The sequence below is a fragment of the Promicromonospora sp. NPDC019610 genome, from assembly GCF_044389365.1.
GTDB lineage: Bacteria > Actinomycetota > Actinomycetes > Actinomycetales > Cellulomonadaceae > Promicromonospora.
This window is the reverse complement of the sequence record NZ_JBIRXX010000001.1, coordinates 411,601-436,375: the sequence shown is the minus strand read 5'-3', so window position 1 is coordinate 436,375 and position 24,775 is coordinate 411,601. Positions and strand designations below refer to the sequence as shown.

Genomic DNA, 24,775 nt, shown 5'->3' with positions numbered 1-24,775 from the left:
CCACCCTAGGACGGCTCACCGACATCCGGCGGTGGCAGCGCGGATCAGCCCAGCCGCCGGACCCCGGTCTGCGAGACCTCGAGCAGGTTCCCGTCGACCGCGAGCAGCATCGTGTCCGGCTTCTGGGTGAGCAGGTGCGACGACGTGCCGTCCCAGACCAGCTCGCCCGAGGCCACGTCGAGCGACACGAGCCCCTGGTCGCCGCTCCCGCTCTCCAGGAGCATCAGCAGCGACTGCCCGTCGGTGAAGGCCTGGGACACGTAGCTGCTCTCGTACGACCAGTCGTACAGGCTGCCCTGCGTGCGCCACGTCCAGCGGGCCGCGCCCGAGTCGAGGTCCAGCCCGCGCACGCCGCCCGCCCAGGTGGTGGTCACCACCGTGCGGTCCACCTGGGCGAGGAACTGGGCGGTACCGTCCCGCACCGCGACGTCCCAGCGCTCCGTCCCGTCCGCCGCGTACGAGCGCAGCCGGCCCCCGGGCGGCTCCGTGGAGAGGAGCGTGGCCGCACCGGGGTCGTCCGTGGTCTGCGGGCGGTTCAGGGTCCCGGCGACCTTCCGGACCGCCTCGCCGTCCGGGGAGTAGAGGGCGCTGTCCATCCGGCCGTCGTACCGCTGGGCGATCGTCTGCGCGACGTACCCGCCCGTGTCGAGGCCCGCCACCGACGCGAACCCCGGCACGCCCTCCATCATCAGGAGGGCGCCGTCCGCGGTGACGCCCGCCCGGAAGCCGCACCCCCACACCTGGACGAGTCCCGGCTCGATCCGCGCGCCGAACCCCTCGGGGTCGAGGTGCTCGCCGGACCGCACGATGTCGTCCGCCCGGTCCCAGGGCAGGTGGGGTCCGGCGCGGCAGCCCTCGGCCGCCATCGCCCGGAAGGGGATGACGACGCTCCAGCGCTCCGCACCCGTCAGGGCGTCCTCGGCGCGCAGCAGCAGGTCCCGGCCCGCCGCGACCGTCCCGCTGCACTCCCCCTCGTCCGGGCACTGGGCGCCGCTCCCGTCCGCCGGCTCGGGCCCGATCCGCCGGGCGCGCAGCACGGTTCCCTCGGGGCCGGGCCGGGCGTACCCGTACCGCTGCTCGTCCCCGGCGTCGAGCGTGCGCGGCTCGGACGGCACGCCGTCGGGCCCCACGGTGAAGGCCTCACGCTCGGCCCCGGAGCCCTGGAGGCAGACCAGGACGTCGGTCGCCACCTCCGACCAGCCCAGATAGCCGGTCGGCCCGCAGTCCGGGTCGTCGCCGAGCGGTACGGTCCACCCCTCCTCGCCGGTGGCCGCGCGCAGGGCCAGGAGGCCGTCCCCCGTCTCGAACGCCAGATAGGGGCCGAGGGCGGCGACCTGGTTGCCCTCCCCCTGCACGAACGCCCGCCGCGAGCCGACGGCGCCCGTCCACGCCCACACCTCGTCGAGCGGCGCGGACACGTCCACGACGCCGCCGCGCACGGACCGGATCTGCGCGGCCCGCGCGGCGTCGCGCACGCCGTCGACGACGAGCCCGGTGCCCAGCACCGCCGCGACCACGACGACGCCCACGAGCGTGCGCCGCCGCCGGACGGCGGTCCGCGCGGGGTCGCCCGCCGGGCGCGGTCCGCCGGGCGCGGGGCCGCCCCCGGCCGCGCTCTCGTCCGGAGCCTCGCCCGGGCGCTCGCCCTCGCTCCCGCCCTCGGCCGACGGCGGGGCGGGCGACGTGGCGCGGTGTCCCTCGTCGTCCACCAGGTCGAAGACGACAGCGTCGTCGTCGTCCGCGTGACGAGCCATACCTCCGAGCGTATGCCGCACGGGCCGTCCGCTCACCCAGAGCGCGGGCCGCCCGGGCGGGCCCGTCAGCCCAGGCCGCGGACGCCCGACGGCGTGACCTCCAGCAGGTGCCCGTCCACGGCGACGAGCGACCTGTCGAACCCCTGGTAGATGCCACCGGTGACCGCGGCGTCGCCGTGCTGCTCCCAGACGACCTCGCCCGACGCCGCGTCGAGCGCCACCAGGCCCGCGCCGCCGGACCCGCTCTCCGTGAGCAGCAGCACCGACTCGCCGTCGGTGAACGTCCGGGACACGAAGAGGTCCTCGAGGTACCGGCCGTCGGCGTCGTCCGCGCCGTCCCACACCCAGCGCGTCTCGCCGGTCGCGGCGTCCAGGCCCCGCACGTCCCCGGCCCCGGTCATGACGAGCATCGTCCCGGCCACCTGGGCGAGGAAGAGCTGGCCGCCGGCGCCCGTCGTGGCGTCCCAGCGCGGCGTCCCGTCGGTCTCGTAGGCCCGCAGCCGCGAGCCGGCCGGGTCCATGGCCAGCAGCACGCCGGGGCCCGCGCCGTCCGTCACCCCCGGCTCCATCGCGTGCCCCTCGATCTCGCCGACGACGGCGCCGTCACCGTCGTACAGGACGGTCCGCACCATGCCCTCGAAGGTGAACTCGGTGTACCCACCCGAGACCAGGCTGCTCACCCCGCCCGTCCCCGGCTCGATCTCCGCGCCGAGGGGCACCCCGTCCGGGGTGACGGCCGTCTCGATGCCGCAGCCGTAGAGCTGCACGAGGTCGGCGCCGATCCGCGCGCCGAAGACCCGCGGGTCGATCATCTGCGCCAGGTCGACGGTGTTGCCCCCGCCGTCCCAGGACGAGCCGAGCCAGTTGTTGCACTGGTCGGCGCGGGTGGGGCGGAAGGGCACGACCGTGCTCCAGCGCTCGGCGCCCGTGACGGCGTCCTCGGCGCGGAGCACGAGGCCCTGGCCGTCCACCACCGTGCCGGAGCACTCGCCCGTGTCCGTGCACCGCGCGTCACCGAGGTCCACGGCCGACCCGGGGCCCGCCCGCCGCGCGCGCAGGACGGTGCCGTCCGGCCCGGGCCGGGGCAGCCCGAAGCGGTCGGTGTCCGCGGCCGGGAGCGCCCGCCGGGCCGAGACGACGCCGTCGGGCCCGACCGTCGTGGCCGCCCGGTCCGCGCCGGAGCCGTCCAGGCACACCAGGGACGGCGTGGTCGTCCGGGCCCAGCCCGCGGCCCCGAACGGGCCGCAGTCCGGGTCCTCCCCGAGCGGCAGGGTCCACGCCTCCTCGCCTGTCGCCGGGCGCAGCGCGACGAGCTCGCCGTCGGACTCGAACACGAGGACGTCGCCGAGCACGGCCACCTCGTTGCCGCGCCCCTCGTCGATCGCCGTCCGGGACCCGACCAGGCCCTCCCACCGCCACGTCTCCGCCAGCGGTCCGGACACGTCCGCGACCCCGCCGCTGACGTCACGCATCCGCTCGATCCGCGCGCCGTCCCGCGCGCCGTCGACCGCCAGGCCCGTCCCGAGCACGACGGCGAGCACCGCGGCGACCGGCACGAGGACGCGCAGCCGCCCGTTCGATGAGCCGTACCCCGGCCACGGGCCGCCGGCGTCGTCGTCGCCGGGGCCTGCGCCGTCGCCGCCCGCGTCGTCGTCCGGGAGGGGCAGGTCGCCGGGGCCGGACCGGGTGCCGGGCGCCGCGGCGCCCGCGGCGTCGTCGACCAGCTCGAAGACGAGCCGACCGCCCTCGCCCGGTTCTCGCGCCATGAGGTCGAGGGTATGCCGGAGCCGCCTCCGGCTCACCCGAGACCGCGGACGCCGACCGACCCGACCTCCATCAGGTGCCCGTCCACCGCGACCAGGTCGCCGGTGACCCCCTGCCGCACGACGTCGCCGTCGTGCGGGTCGAGCGTGGTGCCCGGCCCGCCGCCGGCCTCGTCCCAGACCACCTCGCCCGTGCCCGCGTCGAGCGCGACCATGCCCCGCGCCACGCTGCCGTTCCCCTCGGCCAGCAGGAGCACGACCTCGCCGTCGGTGAACGACTGGACCACGTAGGCGGTGCCGAAATAGCCGCCCTCGGCCGTCACGTCGGGGTCCGAACCGTCCCAGGTCCACCGCTCCTCGCCGGTCGCCAGGTCCAGGCCCCGGACCGTCCCCGCCCCTGTGGTGATGACGGCTGTCTCGCCCACCTGGGCGAGGAACTCCTGCCCGCCGGACTGCAGCGCGATGTCCCAGCGCGCGGTCCCGTCGGCCTCGTGGGCCGACAGGCGACGCCCCGTCTCGTCGATCGCGAGCAGGGTGGCCGGGCCGGCCTCGTCCGTGGACTTCGGGGTGATCACGTACCCGCGGACCTCGCCCGTGGTCGCGCCGTCGGCGTCGTACAGGAGGGTGCGCGTCACGTCGTCCCAGGTCATCCCGAGGTACCCACCCGAGTCGAGCCGCCCCACGACGCTCGAGCCCGGTTCGAGGCGGCTGCCGAGCAGCACCCCGGACGACGTGACGGCGGCCTGCACGCCGCAGCCCTCCACGTTCACCAGGTCCGCCCGGACGCGGGCCCCGAAGGCCTCGGTGGCGAACTGCCCGCGGAGGTGGATGCGGTTCTCCGAGCTGCCCCAGGCAGCGCTGAACGTGCTGGTGCACTGCGCGGCCTCGGTGGAGCGGAACGGCACGGTCACGCTCCAGCGCTCCTCGCCCGTGACGGCGTCCTCGGCACGGAGCACCAGGTCGCGCCCGTCGACGATCTGCCCGTCACAGTCGCCCGACTCGTCGCACCGGACGTCCTCGCCGAGAGGCAGCACGGGCCCGACGCGCCGCGCGCGCAGCACCGTCCCGTCCGGCCCGGTGTGCGGCTGTCCGTACCGGGCGGCGTCCGCGGCGGGGAGCAGGCGCGGGGCCGACGTCGCGCCGCCGGGCCGCACCACGACCACCTCGGTCTCGCGGCCGCGCCCCTGGAGGCACACGAGCGCCGGCGTCCGCGGGTCGTCCCACACCGGCGACACCGTGGGGCCGCACTCCGGACCCCCGCCGAGGTCGACGGTCCAGGACTCCTCGCCCGTGGCCGGGTCCAGCGCGACCAGCTCGCCCTCCGACTCGAACACCAGGTCGCCGCCGAGCACCGCCACGTCCGTCATGCCCTCGCCGAGGTCGACCTTGCCCTGCCAGGACCAGGTCTCGTCGAGGGGCGCGGACAGGTCCGCGACACCCCCGGGGACGTCGCGCATCCGCTCCATCCGGGCGGCGTCGCGCGCGCCGTCGACCGCCAGGCCCGTGCCCAGCGCCACCGCCAGCAGCGCCAGGACGGGCGCCGCACGGCGCCACGTCACGACCTGGCCGCCCGACGGCGCGGGCCCGCCCGCCCAGGCGCCGGCGCCCCCGGGGTCGGTACCGTCCGCACCTGGCCGGCCGTCGGCCGGCTCCTGGCCGTCCGTGCCGCCCGCCCGGGCCGCGCCCCGCAGCACGCCCGGCTCGGCCGCGTCGTCGTCGACCAGGTCGAAGACGTACGCAGCGCCCTCGTCCGGCTCGCGCGCCATGCGGCGAGCGTAACGCCGCGCGAGGCCTCGGATCAGCCCCGCACGGGAGGTCCCGTACGGAAGGTCAGCCCAGGCCGGCCAGGCCCTCCGGCCCGACCTCCACGACGTGCCCGTCCACGGCGACGGCGGAACCCGCGAGCGGCGCGTCCCAGACCTGCTCGCCCGTGCCGAGGTCGAGCGCCACGAGCACGCCCGGGCCGGTGCCCTCCTGTCGCTGGTGCTCCAGGACCACGGTCCCGCCGTCGGTCAGCGCGCGGTAGCGGGACAGGCCCGCCATGTCACCGCTCTGCCAGGACCAGAGCTCCTCGCCGGTCTCCCGGGCCAGCCCGACCACCGTGGCCCCGCGGTCGACGACCACCACGTCGCGGCCGACGAGCAGGATGCTCTGGCTGTTCAGGTCCGTCCAGGCCACCGAACCGTCCTCGCGCACCGCCTCGAACCCGTAGCCGCCCGACCGGGTCGTCACGAACCAGAGGTCGTCGGGGGCGTCGGGGGACACGTTCCCGCCCCGCACCCAGCCGTCCAGGGTCCGCAGGACCTGCCCCGCGCCGTCCACGACGACGGTCCGCATGGGGTCGAACTCGACGGCGAAGAGGTCCGGGCCGAGCTCGGTCACCCAACCGTGCGCGGGCAGCCCGGTACCGGCGTCGACCTGGACCTCGGCGTCGGTGTCGCTCGCGAGGTCGAGCCGGACGCCCCGCGTCGACAGCGCGCCCCAGATGCCGCAGCCGTCCACGGTGACGCTCTCGGCGCTGGTGTAGACGGTGACCTGGTCCGCGTCGACGCTCCCCTGCTCGAACTCGTTGCCCACCCGCTGGCAGTTGATCGTGTCCGCGGGCGCGAACTCGACGGTGCTCGTCCAGCGCTCGGCCCCGGTCGCGGCGTCCTCCGCGGTGACCAGCACGTCGCGCCCCTCGGTGAGGACGGACGGCGTGCAGGCGCCCAGGTCGCACACCGCGTCCTCGGCCGCGCCACCGGTCCGGACCACGCGCACCGCCGTGCCGTCCGGTCCGGGGAAGATCTGCTCGCCGTCCGCCAGGTCCGCCGGCCGGGCACGCGTGCCGCCGTCCGGCGCGATCGTCAGCACCTCGCGCGCGTCCGCCGGCCCCTGCACGCACACCAGCGCGTCGGCCGACACCGACGCGTCGTAGCCGGACGGCCCGCACACGGGGTTCTCGCCCAGCGGCACCCGCCAGGCGACCTCGCCCGAGCCCGGGTCGACGGCCATGACGTCCTCGAAGCCGACGCGGGCGGAGTCGACCGGCCCGGTGCCGACGTCCTGGACGTAGTTCTGCGCGGTGCCCGGAGGCACCACCAGCAGACCGTCCATCGTCACGAGCTGCTGGTCCACGAACCGCTGGCCCTCGTCCGGGACAGGGACGTCGAACGGCACGGTCCAGGCCTGCGCGAGCGGGTCGTCGAGCGAGGGCACCCCGATCGGCGAGGTGCGCATGAGCTCGGCCCGGCGGTGGTCGCGCACCAGGTCGACGGCGGTGAGGCCCACCGTCACGACGGCGACCGCCGCGACCACGACCAGCCAGGTGCGCCGCGAGAGCCGGGGCAGCCGCGGCGCGCGCCGGCCGGGGGAGCCGTCCGGTGCCGCGCCACCCTGGTCGACGGCGTCCGGCCCGGAGTGCTCGACCAGCTCGAAGACGATGGGTTCCTGCTGGTCAGGCCGCGACATGGCCGGAGCCTACCCGCGCCGCCCGCGCGTCAGCCGAGACCCACCACACCCTGCTGGGTGATCTGTGCGATGTACCCGTCCACACTGATCACCTGCGTGTAGGGCGTGTCCTGGCCGATCTCCCAGCGCACCGAGCCGTCACGGACGTCGATCGCGAGCAGCCGCAGCCCGGAGGACTCACCCGCGGGGTCCGCGGACACCGGGAACAGCACGGTGTCGCCGTCCGTGTAGGCCCCGAAGATCATCGACTCCACGGTCCAGGCGCTGCCGTGCGTGGAGAGGACGTCCGGGTCGACGGTCCAGCGCTCCGCGCCGGTGCCGAGGTCGATCCCGTGCACCTCGCCCTCCTCGTCCATGACCACGGCGGTGCCGGACACCCGGGCCAGCACCGCGACGACGGCGAGGTCGGGCACGGTCCAGAGCGCCTCCCCGGCGTCCTTCGTGTCGGTGGACACGGCGCTCGTCCGCGAGCCCACGCGGGCCAGCAGCAGCCCCGGGTCCCGGCCGTCCGTGGCCCACGGCACGAGGGCTCGGCCGTCGAGGGTCACGGCGCCGCCGTCCGGGAGGTGGACCGCGTCGCGGGGCGCGCCGTCGGCGGCGGGCTCCGGCGCGGGCTGCACCCAGCCGCCGTCCGGCAGGGCCGCGAACGAGGCGGTGTCCAGGCCGCCGGCCGGGGCGTCCGCCGGGTCCGCGGGATCGTCGAGCCGGGTGCCGTCGAGCAGGAGCGCGGCGGAGACGCCGCAACCCTGCACCTCCAGGACGCCGTCGAGCAGGGTCCAGCCGAGGGCACCGGCGACGTCCAGCTTGGGCGCGTCCTCGTCATAGGTCACGCAGCTCTCGGGCAGGGGGTCGCCGAACGCGACGGTCTCGCTCCAGCGCTCCGTGCCGGTGGCGGCGTCCTCCTCGCGGACCACCAGGTCGGGCCCGGTGAACCCCTTCGGGAGGTGGGCGGCGCCCATCTTGTCGACCACGACGGGGCGCGGCTCCGGCACCCTGCCCGTGAGCTCGAAGGTGATCAGCGTGCCGTCGGTGGACGGGGCGACCACGGCGCCGTCGTCGAGCTCGCGCCTCGCGGTCGTGCCGTCCGGCTGGATGACCGTCACCTCCTGCGGGTCGCCGCCCGAGCTGACGCAGACCAGGGGGTCGGCCGGGGCGGCGGACACCGGCCCGCCCACGCCGAGCCGCCCCGTCGGGCCGCAGTCCGGGTACTGCCCCACGTCCACGGTCCAGCGCACCTCGCCGGTGGCCGGGTCCACACCGCGCACCTGCTCGTCCCCGACGACCGCGAGCAGGCCCGGCATCTCGACCAGGGTCGCCGAGATCGGGTCGTCCAGGTCGACGGACCACTGCTCGGTGGGCTGCTCCGCCAGGCTCCGCACACCACCCGGGGCGGCCAGCAGCGCCTGGTGGCGCAGCCGGCCGTCGACGAGCACGCCCGCCACGACCGCCAGCACGACGACGGCGGCCGTGCCGCCCGCCAGCAGCACCTTGCCCCGGCGGGTGGTCGGCAGCCGCCGCCGCACGGCCGCCGCGCCCCGCCGCGCCGTCCGCCCGACGGCCGCACCGGCGCCCGCGAGCGCCACCGCGACCCGTCCCGGCTCCCGCGCGGCGGGCTCCCCGTCCGGGTCGGCCGCGGTGCCGGACCCGTCGTCGTCGGGGTCGGCGCCGTCCGGACGGGCGCCGTCCGGGTCGGCAATCCTGCCGGATGCGCCCGGGACCTCGTCGATCAGGTCGAAGGTGTGCACCTTCTCGGGGTCGGAGCTCCCGGGCGCGGCGGAGTCGGGCTGGGTGCGTTCGGTCACGCCCCGAGGGTAGTGCCCCGGTCCGTGGCCAGGGCCGATCTCCACGTGACCCGGCCGCCGGTCTGCATCAGCGCGCCGCGGTAGGCGCGCTCGCTGAGCAGCACGGCGCCCAGGGTGGCGACCACGAGGACGAGGAGCGACACGATCGGCTCCCACCAGAGCGCGTCGCCGTTCAGCACCCGCACGGGCATCGACACGATGGACGCCGGCGGGATGTAGGAGAGGACCCGTTCGAGCACGCCGTCGGCCGAGAACGTCACGATGTAGACGCCCATGAGCAGCATCATCAGCGGGGTCGTCGTGTACTGGAGGTCCTCGGTGCGGGACGCGAGCGAGCCGGCCACGGCGTACAGGGCCGCGACGGCGACGAACCCGACGGTGAAGAAGACGACGAACCAGATCATCGTGGCCGTCATCGCGGGCAGGACGGCCGAGAGGTCGGTGAACGAGAGCCCTACGAGCCCGACGGCGGCCAGCAGGAGGTTCTGGGCCAGCGCGATCACGGAGCTGCCGATGATCTTGCCCGCCAGGAGCTGCCGCAGCGGGACGGCGGTCGCGATGATCTCGACCAGCCGGGACTGCTTCTCCTCGATGACGCTGCCCGCGATCATGGCACCCGAGCCGACCGCGCCCGTGAAGAACAGGAATGCGAGCACGAACCCCGCGAGGAACACGACCTGCGGGTCCACCGGGTTGCCGTCGAGGCGCTGGGTCTCGACCTCGCTGCCGGCCGTGAGCGCTTCCATGGTGGTGCCCGCGCCGGTCGCGCGGTCGCTCATGACCTGGTCACGCACGGTGGTGCCGAGCAGGCCGGCCAGGTCGCCGTCGGGCTCGCGCCAGCCGGAGAGGGACCAGCCGGACCCGTCGTCCGAGCTGAGCCAGGCGTCGGCGGTCTCGTCCTGGAGGGCCGCCTCGGCGGCGGCCGCGTCGTCGACCGGGACGACGTCGAGCTCGATGTCCTGGTCCGACGCCGCCGCCTCGTCGCGGGCGGACTCGACGGCCGACAGCGCGGCGTCGTCCCCGGCCACGACGGCGACTTCGAACGACTCGGTGCGCCCGTCCATGTAGGCGCTGAAGCCGACCAGCCCGCCGATCATCGCGATGGTGATCGCGAGGCCGACCAGGAACCCCTTGTTGAGCGCCCGCACCACGATCTCGCGGGTCGCCACCAGCATCCAGGCACTGTTCACGAGGTCACCTCGCGGTAGATCTGGGCCAGTGTCGGCCGCACCGGGGAGAACTCGTGGACGGTGCCCCGGTCCAGGGCGGCCGTCAGGAGGCGGGTGGCCGCGGCGTCGTCGTGCACCTCGACCAGGGCGGACGGACCGTCCACGTCGACGGCGAGCACGCCGGGCACACCGCGGACGAAGCCGGCGTCGCCCGACAGGACCAGCCGGTGCCGGGTGACGCCCTGGGCGCGCAGGTCGTCGGGGGTGCCGTCCGCGAGGAGCCGGCCCCCGCCCAGGATGACGAGCCGCTCGCACAGCCGCTCCACGAGGTCGAGCTGGTGCGAGCTGAACAGCACGGGGACGCCGCGCCGGGTGTGCTCGCGCAGCAGGTCGGCCATCGCGTCGACGGCGGCGGGGTCGAGCCCGCTGAACGGCTCGTCGAGCACGAGCGCCTTGGGCTGACCCATGACGGCCGCGACGATCTGCACGCGCTGCTGGTTGCCGAGCGACAGCTTCTCCACGTGGTCCTTCGCCCGGCCCGCGAGCCCCAGCCGGTCGAGGTGCTCCAGCACCTCGCGACGGGCGGCGGGGGCGTCGATGCCGCGCAGCCGCGCCAGGTAGACGAGCTGGTCGAGCACGGGCTGCTTGGGGTAGAGGCCGCGCTCCTCGGGCATGTAGCCGAACTCGCGGCGGTCGTGCCGGGTGACCGGGGCGCCGTCGAACAGCACCTCACCGCTCGTGATCGCCAGGACGCCCATGATCATCCGCATGGTGGTCGTCTTGCCGGCACCGTTCCCCCCGACGAACCCGGTGAGCAGGCCCGACGACGCGGTGAAGCTCACGCCGTCCACCGCCCGCCGGGCTGTGTCGCCCGAGGCGAACACGCGGGTCAGCGCCCGCACCTCCAGATCGCTCATGGCCCACACGCTAGGGGCCGGGAGCCGCCCGCGGGATCCACCGGAAGTCGGACCCGCGCTCCCTCGCTGGGCGGGCCCGGGCGGGCTGGGCGGGGCAGGCCGGGGGTGGGCGGGGGTGGGCGGGGGTAGTGGTCGGCAAAATGTCAGAAAGTCGGTATTCCGAGTTGCCGATCTTGCAACATTCTGCCGACCACACACCCCGGCGCGCGGGCTTTGATCTGGTATTACACCTTCCGGTTGCCGTCGTCGTTCTGCCACGTATTGTCCCGTCCGGAACGCCGCTCAGAACAAGGGCGGCCCTGAACCGTTCGAAAGCCCGTCCGCGGAGGAATGTGCAAGGCCCTCCGCCGGATGAACGGCGGTCCGGCTCACGCGGCCGGAGCGTCGTGGCAGAGGGGCACCGGGCAACATCTGAACCCGCAGGGGGAGCGAAGCGTGCGCAAGCGTTTGTTCATCACAGGAACGGCCGCGGCCTTGGTGCTGACGGCCGGAATCATGGGCGCCGTCGCCGTGCAGCCGGCAGGCAAGGACCAGAACCGGCTGACGTCGGCGGGTGCCACGTCGGCCGACGCACTCCAGGGGCTGCCGCCCATGATGCTGAAGCGTGAGCCCGTCGCCGGGTCCGGCGAGAACGGGACGGTCGACGTGCACGGCAAGCCCGCGCCGCAGAAGAACCCGTTCACGTACACGCCGCCGCCGGCGCAGGAGAGCACGCCCGGCAAGACGGGGGAGACCTACGAGCCGCCGGCGAGCGACCGCCCGGTCGCCCCGGGCCCGGACGCCAACCCCGGCACGGGCAACCCCGTGCCGCCGGCCCGGCCGACCACGCAGCCCACGCCGAAGCCGACCGCGCCGCCGACACACAAGCCGACGCCGCGGCCCACGCCCACGCCGACCCCCACCCCGACGCCGACGCCGACGCCCACCCCGACGCCGACGCCGACGCCCGAGCCGTCCGACCCGCCGCCGTCGGAGGAGCCCACGCCGGAGCCCTCCGTCGAGCCGACGTCACGGCCGACCCCGGAGCCGTCGCCCACGCCGACCCCGGAACCGACCCCGGAACCGTCGACCGAACCGACCACGGAACCCTCGGCGGAACCGACCCCGGAGCCGTCGACGAGCCCGTCGCCGGAACCCTCGGCGAGCCCTTCTGCGAAATAGCCTGAATAGTCCATTTCTGGCGTTCATGCCGGACCGAAGAATGTGCGCGACCGGCTTTCTTCGCCTACCCCGTCATCGGGCCCGAAACCGAGCAGGTTTCGGGCCCGATGACGGGGTAGAAGCGCACTTCGGGTCGCGCTGACCCGGCTCCGTCCAGACCAGGCTCCGTTCAGACCCGGCTCCGTTCGACCAGGCTGCGTTCGACCGGCTCAGACGAGGCCCAGGCGGTGGGAGAGGACCACGGCCTGGACGCGGTCGCGCAGGTGCAGCTTGGACAGCACGTTCGAGACGTGCGTCTTGACCGTCGCCTCGCCCAGGAACAGCGTCGAGGCGATCTCCGCGTTCGACAGCCCGGTGCCGACCAGCTCCAGCACCTCCCGCTCGCGCGGGGTGAGGAGCGCGAGCCCGGCGGGCGCAGGCTGCGCCGTCTGGCGCGGGGCACCCACCGCGCCCACCGCACCCACCGTGCCCGACGACGGCCGCTCCCCCGCCACCATCTGCTCGATCACCCGCCGCGTGATCTGCGGGGCCAGCAGCGCGTGCCCGGCCGCCACCGTGCGGACGGCCTCCACGAGGTGCTCCGCGTCCGAGTTCTTCAGCAGGAACCCGGAGGCGCCGGCTGCGAGGCCGTCGAACACGTACTCGTCGTGGTCGAAGGTGGTCAGCACCAGCACCTTGGCGAGGTCCTCCGCGACGATGCGGCGCGTCGCCTCGATGCCGTCCATGACGGGCATCTGCACGTCCATGAGCACGATGTCGGGGCGCAGCTCGCGCGTCAGCTCGACCGCCGTCGCTCCGTCGCCGGCCTCGCCGACCACGTCCAGGTCGTCCTCCACCGAGAGGATGAGGGAGAAGCCGGAGCGCACCAGCGCCTGGTCGTCGACCAGCAGCACGCGCGTCATCCGGCGGCCTCGGTCCGGGCGACGGGCCGGGCCTCCGGCCGGGCGTCTCTGCGGGCGACGGGCCGGGCCGCCGACGAGGTGTCCGGCGCGGGCAGCGGCAGCCGCACACGCACGCGGTACCCGCCGATCGCCCGCGGCCCGATCTCGACCACGCCCCGGTGCGTCGAGACGCGCTCCCGGATCCCGAGCTGGCCGAGCCCCGAGCCGGACGTCCCGTGGCGAGGTCTGCCGTCGTCGAGCACCTCCACCTCCGCGTAGCCGTGCGCGAACCTCTCGTCCGCCAGCAGCTCCGGGCCGCGGACCACGCGGAGCGTGACCGTCGCGGACCGCGCCGTCGAGTGCTTCCGCACGTTCGCCATCGCCTCCTGGGCCGTGCGGTAGAGGCTCAGCCCCATGGGATCGGGCACGTCGCGGGCCGCGCCGGGCGGCTCCTCGACCTGGCGGTACGTCGTGTCCAGACCGTCGTCGTCCGCGGCGGCCAGCGCCGGGAGGTCGGCCAGCCCGGGTTCCGGCGCGCGGGAGGCGCCGTCCGACCCGGCGGAGGTGCCGCCGTCGGGCACCGTGCGCAGGGTGCCCACGAGGTTCCGCATCTGCGTGACGCCCTCGCGCGACTCGCGCTCGATCGTGGCCAGGGCCTCGGCGGCCCGGGCGGGATCCCGGTCCAGCACGCGGCGGGCGGCGGCCGCCTGGATGCCGATCACGGACACGTGGTGCGCGACGACGTCGTGCAGCTCGCGCGCGATCCGGATGCGCTCGGTGACGACGGCCTGGTCGGTCAGGGCGGTGCCCTGCCGCTCGATGGTGGCGGCCTGGTCCGCGAGCAGGTCGCGGCGCCGGGCCGCGTTCCACTGCATCTGTCCCGCCAGCACCGCGCCGCCGAAGAACGCGACGTTCATGATCACCTGGTAGATGGCGTTGGCGACGTACGGGTCCATCTGGCCGGGCCAGTCGGCGGGCGTCGGGAACTCGTCCAGGATGGTCTCGATGCCCTGCTGCACCGCGAACATCCAGGCCACCCATCCGAGCATCACCATCGTGCACGCGCTGACCACGATGAGCATGGCCCGGCGATCGCGCGCCCACGCCACGGCGGTGAACATCGCCACGAAGTACATGATCTGCATCGGCATGAGCATCGTGGCCGACGGGACGGTCAGCCCGAGCCCGAGCCACGCCGCGTACACGAGCACCAACGAGATCAGGGGGTAGCGGCGGCGCCACGCGAGCGGGAGCGTGCTGGCGACACCGAGCAGGTAGACGAGCCACATCGGCAGGTCGACGCCCTCGAAGAGGCCCATGCTCACACCGAGCTCGATCGAGAGGGCCGCGAACACCGCGAAGCCGGCCCCCAGCAGCAGGTCGCGGCGGTAGGCCTTCCGGCCGGCGGGCACCCGCTCCCAGTCGGCGTCGACGCCGAACCAGTCCGCGAGCCGGCTCGCGGCGGCCCGGGCGCGGTCGGACGGCGCGGCGGGCCGCCGGGCAGCGGCGTCGGGGCGTCGCACGTCGGCGTCGGGACGCCGGGAATCCGGCTGAGGTGGGGCAACGGCCATGCCCCCAGCGTAGGAAACCGGGGGCACGGCCGCTTCCGCCTGGAGACGGAGACGCGCGGTGTGGTCGACGCGACCGGCCCCGGCCGGACGAGAATTGCTGGACATGGCCGGCACGGTGACGCAAGGTGGCGAGCACCGGCTGACGCGACGTGGCGGAGCGCCGGCCCGACGAAGGGAAGTCCTCGCATGACGTTCTGGATCTGCAGCACCTGCGGTGTGGAGCACGAGTCCCGGCCCGAGGTGTGCGCCGTCTGCGCCGACGAGCGCCAGTGGGTGCCCGCCGACGGTCAGCACTGGACCACGCTGGAGGAGCTCGCGGCAGCCGGAGAGAGCATCGCGGTCGAAGAGCTCGAGCCGGACCTGTACGGCCTCGACACGGTGCCCGACGTCGGCATCGGCCCCACCGCGAAGATCGTCCGGACCGCAGCGGGCAACCTCATGTTCGACGTCCCCGGCTATGTGGACGACGCCGCGGTGGAGGCCGTGCGCGAGCTCGGCGGGCTGGCGTTCATCGTGGCGAGCCACCCGCACATGTACGGGGTGCAGGTCGAGTGGAGCCGCCGCCTCGGCGGGGTCCCGATCCTGGTCAGCGAGGCCGACGCCGGCTGGCTCGCCCGGACCGACGACGCCGTCGAGCTGTGGAAGGGCGACCGCGAGATCCTGCCCGGCGTGACGCTCAGCCAGCCGGGCGGGCACTTCCCGGGGTCCGCGGTGGCGCACTGGGCCTCGGGCGCGGCGGGCAAGGGTGTGCTGCTGAGCGGCGACACGATCTTCGCCAACCCCGACCGCACGTCGGTCTCCTTCATGCGCAGCTACCCCAACCGGATCCCGCTGTCGGGCCCGGTGGTGCGGCGCGTGGCGCACCATGTCGCGCGCTTCGAGTTCGACCGGCTCTACAACAACTTCCGGGGCGTCATCCCGGTCGACGCCCGCGAGATCGTGCTGCGTTCGGCGGACCGCCACGCGGCCTGGACCAACGGCGACTTCGACCACCTGACGTAGCCCGGCCTCGGGCGCTGCATGTGCGCCGCCGGATCCGGGTGGTCGGCAAAAGGCCAGGTGATCGGCAGCTCGAGCTGCCGATTACCTGACCTTGTACCGATTACCCAGATCCTGCCGCCGTAGCGACTCGGGCTCAGCAGCAGCGGGCGCCCGGGTTGGCATCCTGTGCCGCGTAGCGGTCCCGCCAGAACTCGCCGACGGTCGGCACCGCGGCGTCCGGGTGGGCGCGGCGCAGGTGCGCCACGTACCGCTGGTAGTCGCTCTCGCCCAGCACCCCGGTGACGTACCAGGTCAGGGCGCGCCAGCCCCGGCGCACGACGTCGAACGGCCCGGCGGTCCGTGCCACGAGCTCACTCATGCGTGCGTCCCCGTCCTGACCTGATCCGGGTTGGCCTCGTAGTAGGCGGTCCACTGCGCCGCCACCTCCTTCTCGGCGTCGGTCGGGATGAGGCCCGACGGCGCGAAGGTGGCCGACTCGGCATCGGGCTCCTCCGTCGTCGGCAGGCCGCCCGCCCGGATCGCCTTGACGCACACCCACAGCGCGACCAGGGCCACGACCAGCACGAGCACCGCGAACACGATCGACAGCGTGCCCTGCAGGAACGTGTTGCGGATGACGGCGTCCATCGCCGCCGGGTCGGCGGCGGTGCCGAACGACGTCTCGCCGGCGTCCCGCGCCTCGCGGAACGCGTTGTGCTGCGCCCAGTACCCCAGGCTCGGCTCGGGCGAGAAGATCTTCTGGTACGACGCCGTCATGGTCACCGCGAGATCCCAGACCAGCGGGACCGCGGGGATCCACGCCCACCTGAGGTAGCCCTTCTTGACCACGACCACCGTGACCAGGGCGAGCGCCATCGCGGCGAGGAGCTGGTTGGCGATACCGAAGAGCGGGAACAGCGTGTTGATGCCGCCCAGCGGGTCGGTCACGCCCATCAGCAGGATGGCGCCCCACAGCCCGCACACGACGATCGAGCAGATCCACGCGCCCACGCGCCAGGACGGGTCGCGGAACTTCTTGAGCGGGCCGCCGAGGTTGCCGAGGGTGTCGGACAGCATGAAGCGGGCGACGCGCGTGCCGGCGTCGACCGTGGTGAGGATGAACAGCGCCTCGAACATGATCGCGAAGTGGTACCAGAACGCCGTCATCGCGGAGCCGCCGAGGAATGAGCCCAGGATCTGGGACATGCCGAAGGCGAGGGTGGGCGCGCCGCCGGTGCGCGAGACGATCGACTCCTCGCCCACCGAGTCCGCGGCGCCCTGGATCTCGGCCGCCGTGGCGGGCGGGCCGGCGAGGCCGAGACCGTTGACGTAGTCCGCGGCCGTGCCGGGCTCGCCGCCCGTGAGCGTGGCCGGGGCGTTCATCGTGAAGTACAGGTGCTGGTCGATCGAGATGGCCGTGACCAGCGCCATGATGGCCACGAACGACTCGGTGAGCATGCCGCCGTAGCCGATGAGCCGCAGCTGGCTCTCCTTCTCGACCAGCTTGGGGCTGGTGCCGGACGAGATCAGTGCGTGGAACCCGGACAGCGCACCGCAGGCGATGGTGATGAACAGGAACGGGAACAGCGACCCCGCGAACGCCGGGCCGTTGCCCTCGATGGCGAAGCTCGACACCGCGGGGGCCTGGACGGCGGGCTGGGCGATGATGACGCCCACGGCCAGCAGGATGATCGTGCCCACCTTCATGAACGTGGACAGGTAGTCGCGCGGGGCGAGCAGCAGCCACACGGGCAGCACGGAGGCGAGGAACCCGTAGCCGACGATGAGCCAGGCGACGGTCACCTTGTCGAGCGTGAACGTCTCGGCGCCCCAGGCGGTGTCGGCCACCCAGCCGCCCGCGACGATGGCGAGCACCAGCAGCACCACGCCGATGATCGACACCTCGGACACCCGTCCCGGACGGATGTATCGCAGGTAGACGCCCATGAACAGGGCGATCGGGATGGTCATGCCCACCGAGAACACGCCCCACGGCGACTCCGCCAGGGCGTTGACCACCACGAGGGCGAGGACCGCCAGGATGATGATCATGATGACGAACACGCCGATCAGGCCGGCGGCGCCGCCGACCGAGCCCATCTCGTCGCGGATCATCTGGCCGAGCGAGCGGCCGCGGCGGCGCGTGGACAACCACAGGACGAGGTAGTCCTGGACGCATCCGGCCAGCACGGCGCCGATGATGATCCACAGGGTGCCCGGCAGGTAGCCCATCTGGGCCGCGAGCACGGGGCCGACCAGCGGGCCGGCGCCCGCGATGGCCGCGAAGTGGTGACCGAACAGGACGCGGCGGTCGGTCGGGGCGAAGTCGCGGCCGTTCTCGTGCTCCTCGCCCGGCGTCGCGCGGTCGTCCCGCGGGCGCACGACCTTGTACTCGATGAGGCGGGCGTAGAAGCGGTACGCGATGACGTAGGTGCCGACGGCGGCGACCACGAAGTACGCGCCGTTGACCGACTCGCCGCGGACGAACGCCACCAGGGCCCACGCGACGGCCGTGACGAGGCCGATCGCGGCGAAGACGAGCTTCTTGCCGTTCGTCATGGGTCTGCGGTCGATGACCGCGACCGGGGGAAGGTCCGGGTTGTTCCGAACGAGCTCAACGTGCTCGGGTGAGCGCACGACGGCCTCCTTGCCGGGTGGCCGGCCCGTGGCGGGCCGGACGCTGGGTGAATCCTGACTACGGACAGACTCTAGTTGTCCCGGAACACCAAGAACCAGGCCCGCGGGTCAGCGGCGCACCCGCCCGGTATGGGAGTCTCATCCCCGTGACCTTCACCCTGCCCGCGCCGCTGGTCGGCCCGGCACGCCTCACGGCCGCCTTTCTCGTCTCGGCGTCCGCGATCCTGCTGTTCGCGATCCACATCCGGCCGGTCGCCTACCTGCCGCTGGTGCTGGGGATCGCGCTGGGCCTGTGGGCCGACCGGGCCCTCGGCCGCGACCTGGCGCTGATCGGCGTGGGCATGGGGATCATCTCGCTGATCTCGCTGAAGGCCGACCTGTCCGACGCCGGGATGCTGCGCTTCACGCTCGCGCTCGGCGGGTCGGTGCTGGTGCCGTGGGCCCTGTCCCGCTTCGTGTTCAAGCAGGACACGATCCGGTTCCCCGTGGCGACCGGACAGCGCTGGAGCCGCGGGCAGTGGATCTATCTCGCCCTCGTGGTGATCATCGGTTACCTGCTCCTGCCGTTCTACTTCCTCGGCTCGGGCGCGTACCTGAACTGGCCCGACCTGGACGGCACGCAGGACATCTGGCGCCTGTTCGTCGGCGTGAACGCCGTGGGCATCTGGGACGAGCTGTTCTTCATCTGCGTCGTGTTCGCCCTGTACTGCAAGCACTTCCCGATGTGGGTGGCCAACGTGCTGCAGTCGATGATCTTCGTGTCGTTCCTGTGGGAGCTCGGCTACCGCGAGTGGGGCCCGTTGCTGACGGTGCCGTTCGCGCTGGTCCAGGGCTGGATCTTCGCCCGGTTCAAGTCGCTCAGCTACGTGGTGGCGGTGCACCTGCTGTTCGACGCCGTGGTGTTCGCCGTGCTGGTGCACGGCCACCACCCCGAGCTGTTCGACCTCTTCGTCACGGCGCCCTAGTTCGTCGTCTCGTCGTTCGTGGAGCCCGGCCCGCCGACGGCGGCGAGCAGGTCGCGGACGTCCTCGACCTCGACCCGGATCGCGTCCGCCTCGGACTGCGCCAGCGCCACCGCCTCGGCGTCCGTGCCGCCCTCGATCTCCTGGTCGGCCGGCTGCAACCCGCCGTAGTGGTGCTCGACCAGCGCGGCCAGCAGCGCGATGTCGAACTCCGAGCCCTTCAGGCCGGCCATGGCGTCGATCTGCTCGTCGGTGAGCATGCCGTGGTTCCCGCCCTCGTGGGAGTGCGCCGTCGTGCCCGCCCGGGGCCCGCTGCCGTCGTCGGGCACCTCGGTCGTCAGGCCGCCCTCGGCCAGCGCGAGCGCCTCGCGGCCCGCGGCGGGGACCGGGATGTCCCGGGCCTCCAGCCAGCCGGCGAGCTCGCCGACCCGGCCCGCCGACGCCTCCCCGACCTCCACGGCCAGGGCGAGCACGTCGTCGTCGGTGGAACGTCCCGGCGCGAGGGCCGCGAGCTGGACGGCCTGCGCGTTGTGCTCGATCGCCACGGCGGCGTAGCCCGAGTCGGCCTCCGAGTACCCGGCCGCCTCCTGCTTGGCCGGGACCAGCACGCCGAGCCAGAGCAGCAGCGCCAGCACCACGGCGAGGCCGCCGGCGAGCACGGCGCCCATGATCCGCAGCCGCCGTCCGAGGCCGTAGGCGGACGGCGTGGTCGTGGGCTCGTGCTCAGGCACCTCGCCCGACGGCGGGGTGGTCTCCTCGGTCGTCGAGTCCTGGGGCGTCATGTCCGGGAGGTTCCCACACAAAGCACCGTCCGCGCCATCACGGAAAACCCTGATGCGGTCCGCCTCGCGCAACGGGCTGACCCATGCCGAGGCCCACCGGCAGCGGACTGCCGATGGGCCTCGGGTGTCAGACGTCGTCAGACGGTCGGGTCAGTGCCCGAACGGCTCCTGCATCTGCGGGTTGAGCGACTTCTGCTTGACCCGCTCGGCCTTGCCGTCGATCGAGTCGTCGATGTCGAACGTGTCGAAACCGATGCCGAGGTCGTTCGAGTAGGCGTAGCCGTTGTAGTAGTACGTGGACCACGTACCGCCGCTGCTCACGCCCTCGCCGCGGTCGAACCAGGCGACCTCACGCGGGTTGTGCGAGTCCGTGAAGTCGTACACCGAGACGCCGCCCTGGTACCAGGACTGGACCATCAGGTCCTTGCCCTTGACCGGGATGAGCGAGCCGTTGTGCGCCACGCAGTTCTCGTTGGCGGTGTTGATCCGGGGGATCTTGTAGTACGACGCGAACTCGAGCTCCGTCTTGCCGTGGCGGCCGCGCTCGATGTCGTAGATGCCGTTGGCGCCCAGCTCCGGCGCGTACTCGCCGGTGCAGGTCGCGAGACCGCCGCCGCCGAGCTCGTCGGTGAAGACGACCTTGGTCGCGTCGTTGTTGAACGTGGCCGAGTGCCAGAACGCGAAGTTCTCCGTGTCGCGCACCTGGCTGATCACGCGGGGACGCTCACGGTCCTTGATGTCCAGCAGGATGCCGTCACCCATGCACGCACCGGCCGCCAGGTCGTACTTGGCGTAGGTGGTGATGTCGTGGCAGCCGCTGGTCGTGGAGGCACGGCGGTCCGGGTCACCCTCGTAGCCGCCGTCCGGGAACAGCACGGGCGTGGCGACCAGCTCGGCGGCCGTCGGCTTCTTCACCGGGATCTTCACGATCGAGATGAAGTCGTGCGGCGGCTGGCAGTCCGGGAACGTCGCGTTGGGCGAGTAGGACGACACGTAGGCGTAGAGGTCCTTGCCGTTCTTGGACGGCGCCAGCGAGTGGGTGTGCGAACCGCAGTCGGTCTCGACCGACTTGATGTACTCCGGGGCGAGCGGGTTCGAGATGTCCCAGATCTTGATGCCCTCCCAGGCCGACTTCTCGGTCGCCGGGAGGGACGTCGAGGCGCAGGAGTCGTCGCTGCGGGACGAGTCCGTGGACAGCACCAGGATGTCCTTGTAGACCGAGACGTCGTTCTGCGAGCCCGGGCAGTAGACCTGCACGACCTGCTCCGGGTTCTCCTTGTCGGAGAGGTCGTACACGGTGAAGCCGTCGTAGTTGCCGGCGAACGCGTACTTGCCCTGGAACGCGATGTCCGAACCGGTGCCCTGGAGGGCGCCGTTCTTGGGCTGGTTGCTCAGGTGGGTCATGTTCTCGGACGCGGACTCGCCCGGGGGTACGTCCGGAGCTGCGACGTCCGCGGCGACGGGCGCCGCGAAGGCCGTGGCCGCGATCATCGCTGCCAGGGCGGCGCCGGCGGCGCCCCGCACACGAGGTCGGGTAAAGGTTGGACGACGCACGGGCGTCACACCTCCTAGGTCGGTTGAGGGCAGTGTTGCTCACAGGCACCTCTCAGGACCAGGAGTTTCGGGATCTTTAACATGGTGGTGACAAACCGTCACGTAGTGCTGCGGAAGCGACATCCGGTGATGGTGTTCCCACGTCACAGCACCTTGATAGATTCCGGCGTCAGCGTCGTCCGATGGTTTGCCGCGACCCCGGAGCAGGGGAGCCGATGACCTGTCGATGACGCGACTTCAGCCCGTACGAGAGGATCGCCCGTGAAGACGCTGACAGGTGCCGGACGACGAGCCCGCGCCCGGACGGCCGTGATCGGCCTGGCCGTGCTCGCGCCGACCCTCGTGCTGTCGGCCTGCGGACCCGACGAGGAGCCGGAGGCGGTGTCGACGCCGAGCTCGGTGGTCGTTCAGCCGGGCAAGCCGGGGGAGCCCGCGCAGACCATCGCACCCGAGGACTACGAGGGGGCACCGAACGCGGAGGCGCCCTTCTCGAAGGCGGACGCCGAGTTCCTGACCGACATGATCTGGCACCACGGGCAGGCGATCGAGATGTCGGTGCTCGCGCCGGATCGCACCGGGTCCGAGCAGCTCAAGAAGTTCGCGAGCCGGATCGACGTCGTGCAGGGCAGCGAGATCGACCTCATGTCCGACTGGCTGGAGGAGAACGACTACCCCGTGCCCGTGACCGCGGAGGGTGGGGACGGCTCGGGTCCGCGAGCGCCCGAGCACGGGCACGGCGCCGACATGCCCGGCATGCTGACCGACGCCGAGATGGCTGCCATGGAAGACGCTTCCGGGACGGAGTTCGACCGGCTGTACCTGGAGGGCATGATCAAGCACCACGAGGGTGCGCTCGCCATGTGCAAGGACGTCGCCGGGGCGGGCAGCGAGGAGCGGGTGCTGGAGCTGGCAAACAACATCGCCGCGGACCAGATGGCGGAGATCGACCGCCTGGACCAGATGCTCGCCGAGCTGTGACCCGCCGGCTCGCCGCCCTGTGACATGACGATCGCCGGGAACGGAACAGGTGTTCCGTTCCCGGCGATCGGGAGGGGGTCGGCGGCGGCCCCACCAGGCCGCCGCCGACCGGTCAGACGCGGCGCCGACCCAGCAGGATCAGGCCGGCGACGGCGGCCAGCAGACCGAGCGCCGCGAAGATGACGACGCCGATGCCGATGGCACCCGCCGGCGAACCGTCGACCCTGGTGCGAAGCTCGCCCGTGCCGTCGGACAGGAGCGCCGTACCGGACGCCACCTCCGTGGTGCCCGCGACGAGCTTCGCGGAACCGTCGGCGAGCTGCTGCGTGCCGTCGGCCAGGGTGACGGCGCCGCCGGCCAGCTTCTGGGTGCCCTCGTCGAGCGCACCCGTGCCCTGGACGAGCGTGCGGGTGCCCACCCGGGCGTCCTTGAGCCCGTCCCGGACCTTGACCGACCCGTCGGCCAGCTTCTGCGACTTCTCGACCTTGGGGACGACGCGGTCGCGCACCTCGATGATGCCGTCGACCAGGCGGCCGGAGCCGTCGTACGCCGTTCCAGACCCCACGTACAGCTTCTCGACGCCGGAGACGAGCGCCGGGGTCTTGCCCGCCAGCGCAACGTTGCCGCCAGCGACCTGCGTTGCACCGTCGAACAGTGCAGGCAGGCCGCCCTTGAGCTGGCCCGTGCCGGCAGCCAACGAGGCGTTTCCGGACGCGATCGTCTCGGCCCCCGCTGCCAGCACGGGCGTGTTCCTGGCGAGCTTCGCAGATCCGCCCGCCAGACTCTTCGCACCGGCGACAAGCTCGGTGCTGCCCGCATACGCCGAACCGACGCCGGCCACGTACTGCTGGATGCCGGGAGCGAGCTGTCCGACACCCGCCTGCAGGTTCGCGCTGCCGATCTTGAGGTCCTCCGAGCCGGCCGCCAGGTTGGCCGCACCGGCCGTGAGGGGCGCAAGGCCGCCTTCGACCTTCTGTGCACCGGCCGACACGAGAGCCGTGCCGTCCGCGAGCTTCTCCGCACCGCCAGCCACCTTGGACGCGCCGTTCGACAGCTCACCGAGCGACGAGGCCAGCCCCGACGCACCGGCCTGCGCCTGGGAGGCTCCGGCGCTGACTTGTCCGGCGCCGGCAGCCAGTCCGCCTGACGACTCCGCGAGCGCCTCAAGCTGTGCCTTGAGCGTGGGGTCGTCCGTGGCGCCTGCGAGCTGGGTCAGCTTGTCCTGGAGAGCCAGGTTGCCGCCCTGCACCTTGCTCGCCCCGACGACGAGGTCACCGATCTTCGTGGCCAGCGTGCCCGCCCCGGCCTGTGCTGCCGAGGCGCCACCGGCCACCGTCGCGGTACCGGACTTGAGGTCCGCCGCACCCGCCGCCGCGTCCTGTGCACCCTGGGCCAGCGCAGGCGCGCCGGCGTTGAGCTGCGCGAGACCGCCGGCGACCTGGTCCGCCCCTGCGTCGAGGGTCACCGCGCCGGCTGCCAGACTGCCGGCGCCCGTCTGGAGTGCAGCGGTTCCACCGAGGATCGTGCCGTTGTTGGCCGCGAGCTGCGAGAGTCCGGTGTTGAGCACCTGGTTGCCGTCGCGGACCTGTGCGGAACCGCCCGCGATCTGTGCCGCGGCGGAGTCGACCGCGCCGACACCGTCGGCGACGATTCGCGATCCGGAGGCCAGCTGACGCGCACCCGCGTCCAGCGGGGTCACGCCATCGCTGACCGTCGCCACACCAGCCGCCACGAGCAGGGAACCGCCCGCGAGTTGCTCTGCGCCGTCGGCCAGCGCGGGTGCACTGGCATTGAGGGTCCCGAGCCCGCTGTTGAGCTCACCAAGCCCCGCGTTCAGCTTCGTCGACCCGGCCGTGAGCAGCAGCGAGGCGTCGGCGAGGTCGGCGACGTCCTCCGCCGTCTCGGCCGTGCCGTCCGCGATCTTCTTGGACCCGTCGTGCAGCTTGATCACGCCCGCGCGCAGCTCACCCGCCCCGGCGTCGAGCTGGCCCGCCCCGTCCGCGAGCGCCTCGACTCCTGGCACCACCTCGTCCTGGACGGCGGCGTTGAGGTCCGTCGCCCCCGCGCCCAGGTCGCCGACGCCGGAGACCAGGTCGGCCTGGACGCCGTCGTTCAGCTCGCCGGCGCCGTCAGCCAGCCGGTTGGCGCCGTCCGCGACCTGCCCCTGGAAGAGGAGCATGAAGGCCGTGACGACGATCGCACCGGCGAGCAGCAGTGCGACGCCCAGCGCGGTCAAGATCGTTGGGCCCAGACCTGATCGTGGTCTCGGTGATGCATGAAGCTGCGTCATCGGTTCGCCTCTCGTTCTGCGGGCTTCGTCGCCCCGCGGAAGTTGTCGGACCGGCGCCCCTGCCCGCCGGGCTCGCCGTCGTTGGCGAGCACGAAGCCCGTGGTGGTGGGCGTCTGCGCAGAA

The 24,775-nt window shown here is 73.4% G+C and carries 18 protein-coding genes; 4 read left to right on the top strand and 14 right to left on the bottom strand.

The window, feature by feature from the left end:
* Positions 1–44: 44 nt before the first annotated feature.
* The 7 genes from ACH45N_RS01895 to ACH45N_RS01865 form a co-directional block, all read right to left on the bottom strand.
* Positions 45–1,754 carry a PQQ-binding-like beta-propeller repeat protein gene (locus ACH45N_RS01895; RefSeq protein WP_397390615.1) on the bottom strand — a complete coding sequence of 570 codons (1,710 nt, stop codon included), beginning with the start codon at positions 1,752–1,754 and terminating at the stop codon, positions 45–47.
* 65 nt (positions 1,755–1,819) lie between these two features.
* On the bottom strand, positions 1,820–3,520 hold the full coding sequence (locus ACH45N_RS01890; RefSeq protein WP_397390613.1) for a PQQ-binding-like beta-propeller repeat protein: 1,701 nt from the start codon (positions 3,518–3,520) through the stop codon (positions 1,820–1,822).
* A gap of 32 nt (positions 3,521–3,552) precedes the next feature.
* Entirely contained in the window at positions 3,553–5,283 is a 1,731-nt protein-coding gene (locus ACH45N_RS01885; RefSeq protein WP_397390611.1) for a PQQ-binding-like beta-propeller repeat protein, read from the bottom strand.
* 64 nt (positions 5,284–5,347) lie between these two features.
* A complete protein-coding gene (locus ACH45N_RS01880; RefSeq protein WP_397390609.1) occupies positions 5,348–6,967 on the bottom strand; it encodes a PQQ-binding-like beta-propeller repeat protein in 1,620 nt (539 codons plus the stop codon).
* Positions 6,968–6,996: 29 nt separating this feature from the next.
* Positions 6,997–8,769 carry a PQQ-binding-like beta-propeller repeat protein gene (locus ACH45N_RS01875; protein ID WP_397390607.1) on the bottom strand — a complete coding sequence of 591 codons (1,773 nt, stop codon included), beginning with the start codon at positions 8,767–8,769 and terminating at the stop codon, positions 6,997–6,999.
* Entirely contained in the window at positions 8,766–9,959 is a 1,194-nt protein-coding gene (locus ACH45N_RS01870) for an ABC transporter permease (protein WP_397390605.1), read from the bottom strand. The genes ACH45N_RS01875 and ACH45N_RS01870 overlap by 4 nt, the downstream gene beginning before the upstream one ends.
* On the bottom strand, positions 9,956–10,855 hold the full coding sequence (locus ACH45N_RS01865) for an ABC transporter ATP-binding protein (protein WP_397390603.1): 900 nt from the start codon (positions 10,853–10,855) through the stop codon (positions 9,956–9,958). Before ACH45N_RS01865 ends, ACH45N_RS01870 begins: the two co-directional genes overlap by 4 nt.
* Positions 10,856–11,290: 435 nt before the next feature.
* On the opposite strand from ACH45N_RS01865, the gene ACH45N_RS01860 reads away from it, so the two are divergent.
* Complete coding sequence (locus tag ACH45N_RS01860) at positions 11,291–12,016, top strand: hypothetical protein (protein ID WP_397390601.1); 726 nt, start codon at positions 11,291–11,293, stop codon at positions 12,014–12,016.
* A 209-nt stretch (positions 12,017–12,225) separates the two neighbouring features.
* Here the strand turns inward: ACH45N_RS01860 and ACH45N_RS01855 are convergent, their stop codons facing one another.
* Positions 12,226–12,918 carry a response regulator gene (locus ACH45N_RS01855; RefSeq protein WP_397390599.1) on the bottom strand — a complete coding sequence of 231 codons (693 nt, stop codon included), beginning with the start codon at positions 12,916–12,918 and terminating at the stop codon, positions 12,226–12,228.
* Positions 12,915–14,468, bottom strand: coding sequence for a sensor histidine kinase (locus ACH45N_RS01850; protein ID WP_397390597.1), 1,554 nt, complete (start codon positions 14,466–14,468; stop codon positions 12,915–12,917). Before ACH45N_RS01850 ends, ACH45N_RS01855 begins: the two co-directional genes overlap by 4 nt.
* A 186-nt stretch (positions 14,469–14,654) precedes the next feature.
* Here ACH45N_RS01850 and ACH45N_RS01845 point away from each other — a divergent pair, with 186 nt between their 5' ends.
* Positions 14,655–15,470, top strand: a complete 816-nt coding sequence (locus tag ACH45N_RS01845; protein ID WP_397390595.1) for a hydrolase — start codon at positions 14,655–14,657, stop codon at positions 15,468–15,470.
* Between the two features lie 133 nt (positions 15,471–15,603).
* On the opposite strand, the gene ACH45N_RS01840 is transcribed toward ACH45N_RS01845, so the two are convergent.
* Together ACH45N_RS01840 and ACH45N_RS01835 are read right to left on the bottom strand one after the other, a co-directional pair.
* A complete protein-coding gene (locus tag ACH45N_RS01840) occupies positions 15,604–15,828 on the bottom strand; it encodes a YbdD/YjiX family protein (protein WP_397390593.1) in 225 nt (74 codons plus the stop codon).
* Positions 15,825–18,086, bottom strand: coding sequence for a carbon starvation CstA family protein (locus ACH45N_RS01835; protein WP_397390591.1), 2,262 nt, complete (start codon positions 18,084–18,086; stop codon positions 15,825–15,827). Before ACH45N_RS01835 ends, ACH45N_RS01840 begins: the two co-directional genes overlap by 4 nt.
* Positions 18,087–18,232: 146 nt before the next feature.
* On the opposite strand from ACH45N_RS01835, the gene ACH45N_RS01830 reads away from it, so the two are divergent.
* Positions 18,233–19,051, top strand: coding sequence for a type II CAAX prenyl endopeptidase Rce1 family protein (locus ACH45N_RS01830; protein WP_397390589.1), 819 nt, complete (start codon positions 18,233–18,235; stop codon positions 19,049–19,051).
* On the opposite strand, the gene ACH45N_RS01825 is transcribed toward ACH45N_RS01830, so the two are convergent.
* Positions 19,048–19,830: a DUF305 domain-containing protein gene (locus ACH45N_RS01825; RefSeq protein ID WP_397390587.1), complete on the bottom strand. Its 783-nt coding sequence runs from the start codon at positions 19,828–19,830 to the stop codon at positions 19,048–19,050. The two genes, ACH45N_RS01830 and ACH45N_RS01825, sit on opposite strands and share 4 nt — an antisense overlap.
* 150 nt (positions 19,831–19,980) lie before the next feature.
* The gene (locus tag ACH45N_RS01820; RefSeq protein ID WP_397390586.1) at positions 19,981–21,384 is read right to left on the bottom strand and encodes an LVIVD repeat-containing protein; all 1,404 of its coding nucleotides are present in this window, start codon (positions 21,382–21,384) and stop codon (positions 19,981–19,983) included.
* Positions 21,385–21,645: 261 nt separating this feature from the next.
* Between ACH45N_RS01820 and ACH45N_RS01815 the strand changes: the two genes are divergently transcribed.
* A complete protein-coding gene (locus tag ACH45N_RS01815) occupies positions 21,646–22,362 on the top strand; it encodes a DUF305 domain-containing protein (RefSeq protein ID WP_397390584.1) in 717 nt (238 codons plus the stop codon).
* 112 nt (positions 22,363–22,474) lie between these two features.
* On the opposite strand, the gene ACH45N_RS01810 is transcribed toward ACH45N_RS01815, so the two are convergent.
* On the bottom strand, positions 22,475–24,598 hold the full coding sequence (locus tag ACH45N_RS01810; RefSeq protein WP_397390582.1) for a hypothetical protein: 2,124 nt from the start codon (positions 24,596–24,598) through the stop codon (positions 22,475–22,477).
* Between the last annotated feature and the right edge of the window lie 177 nt (positions 24,599–24,775).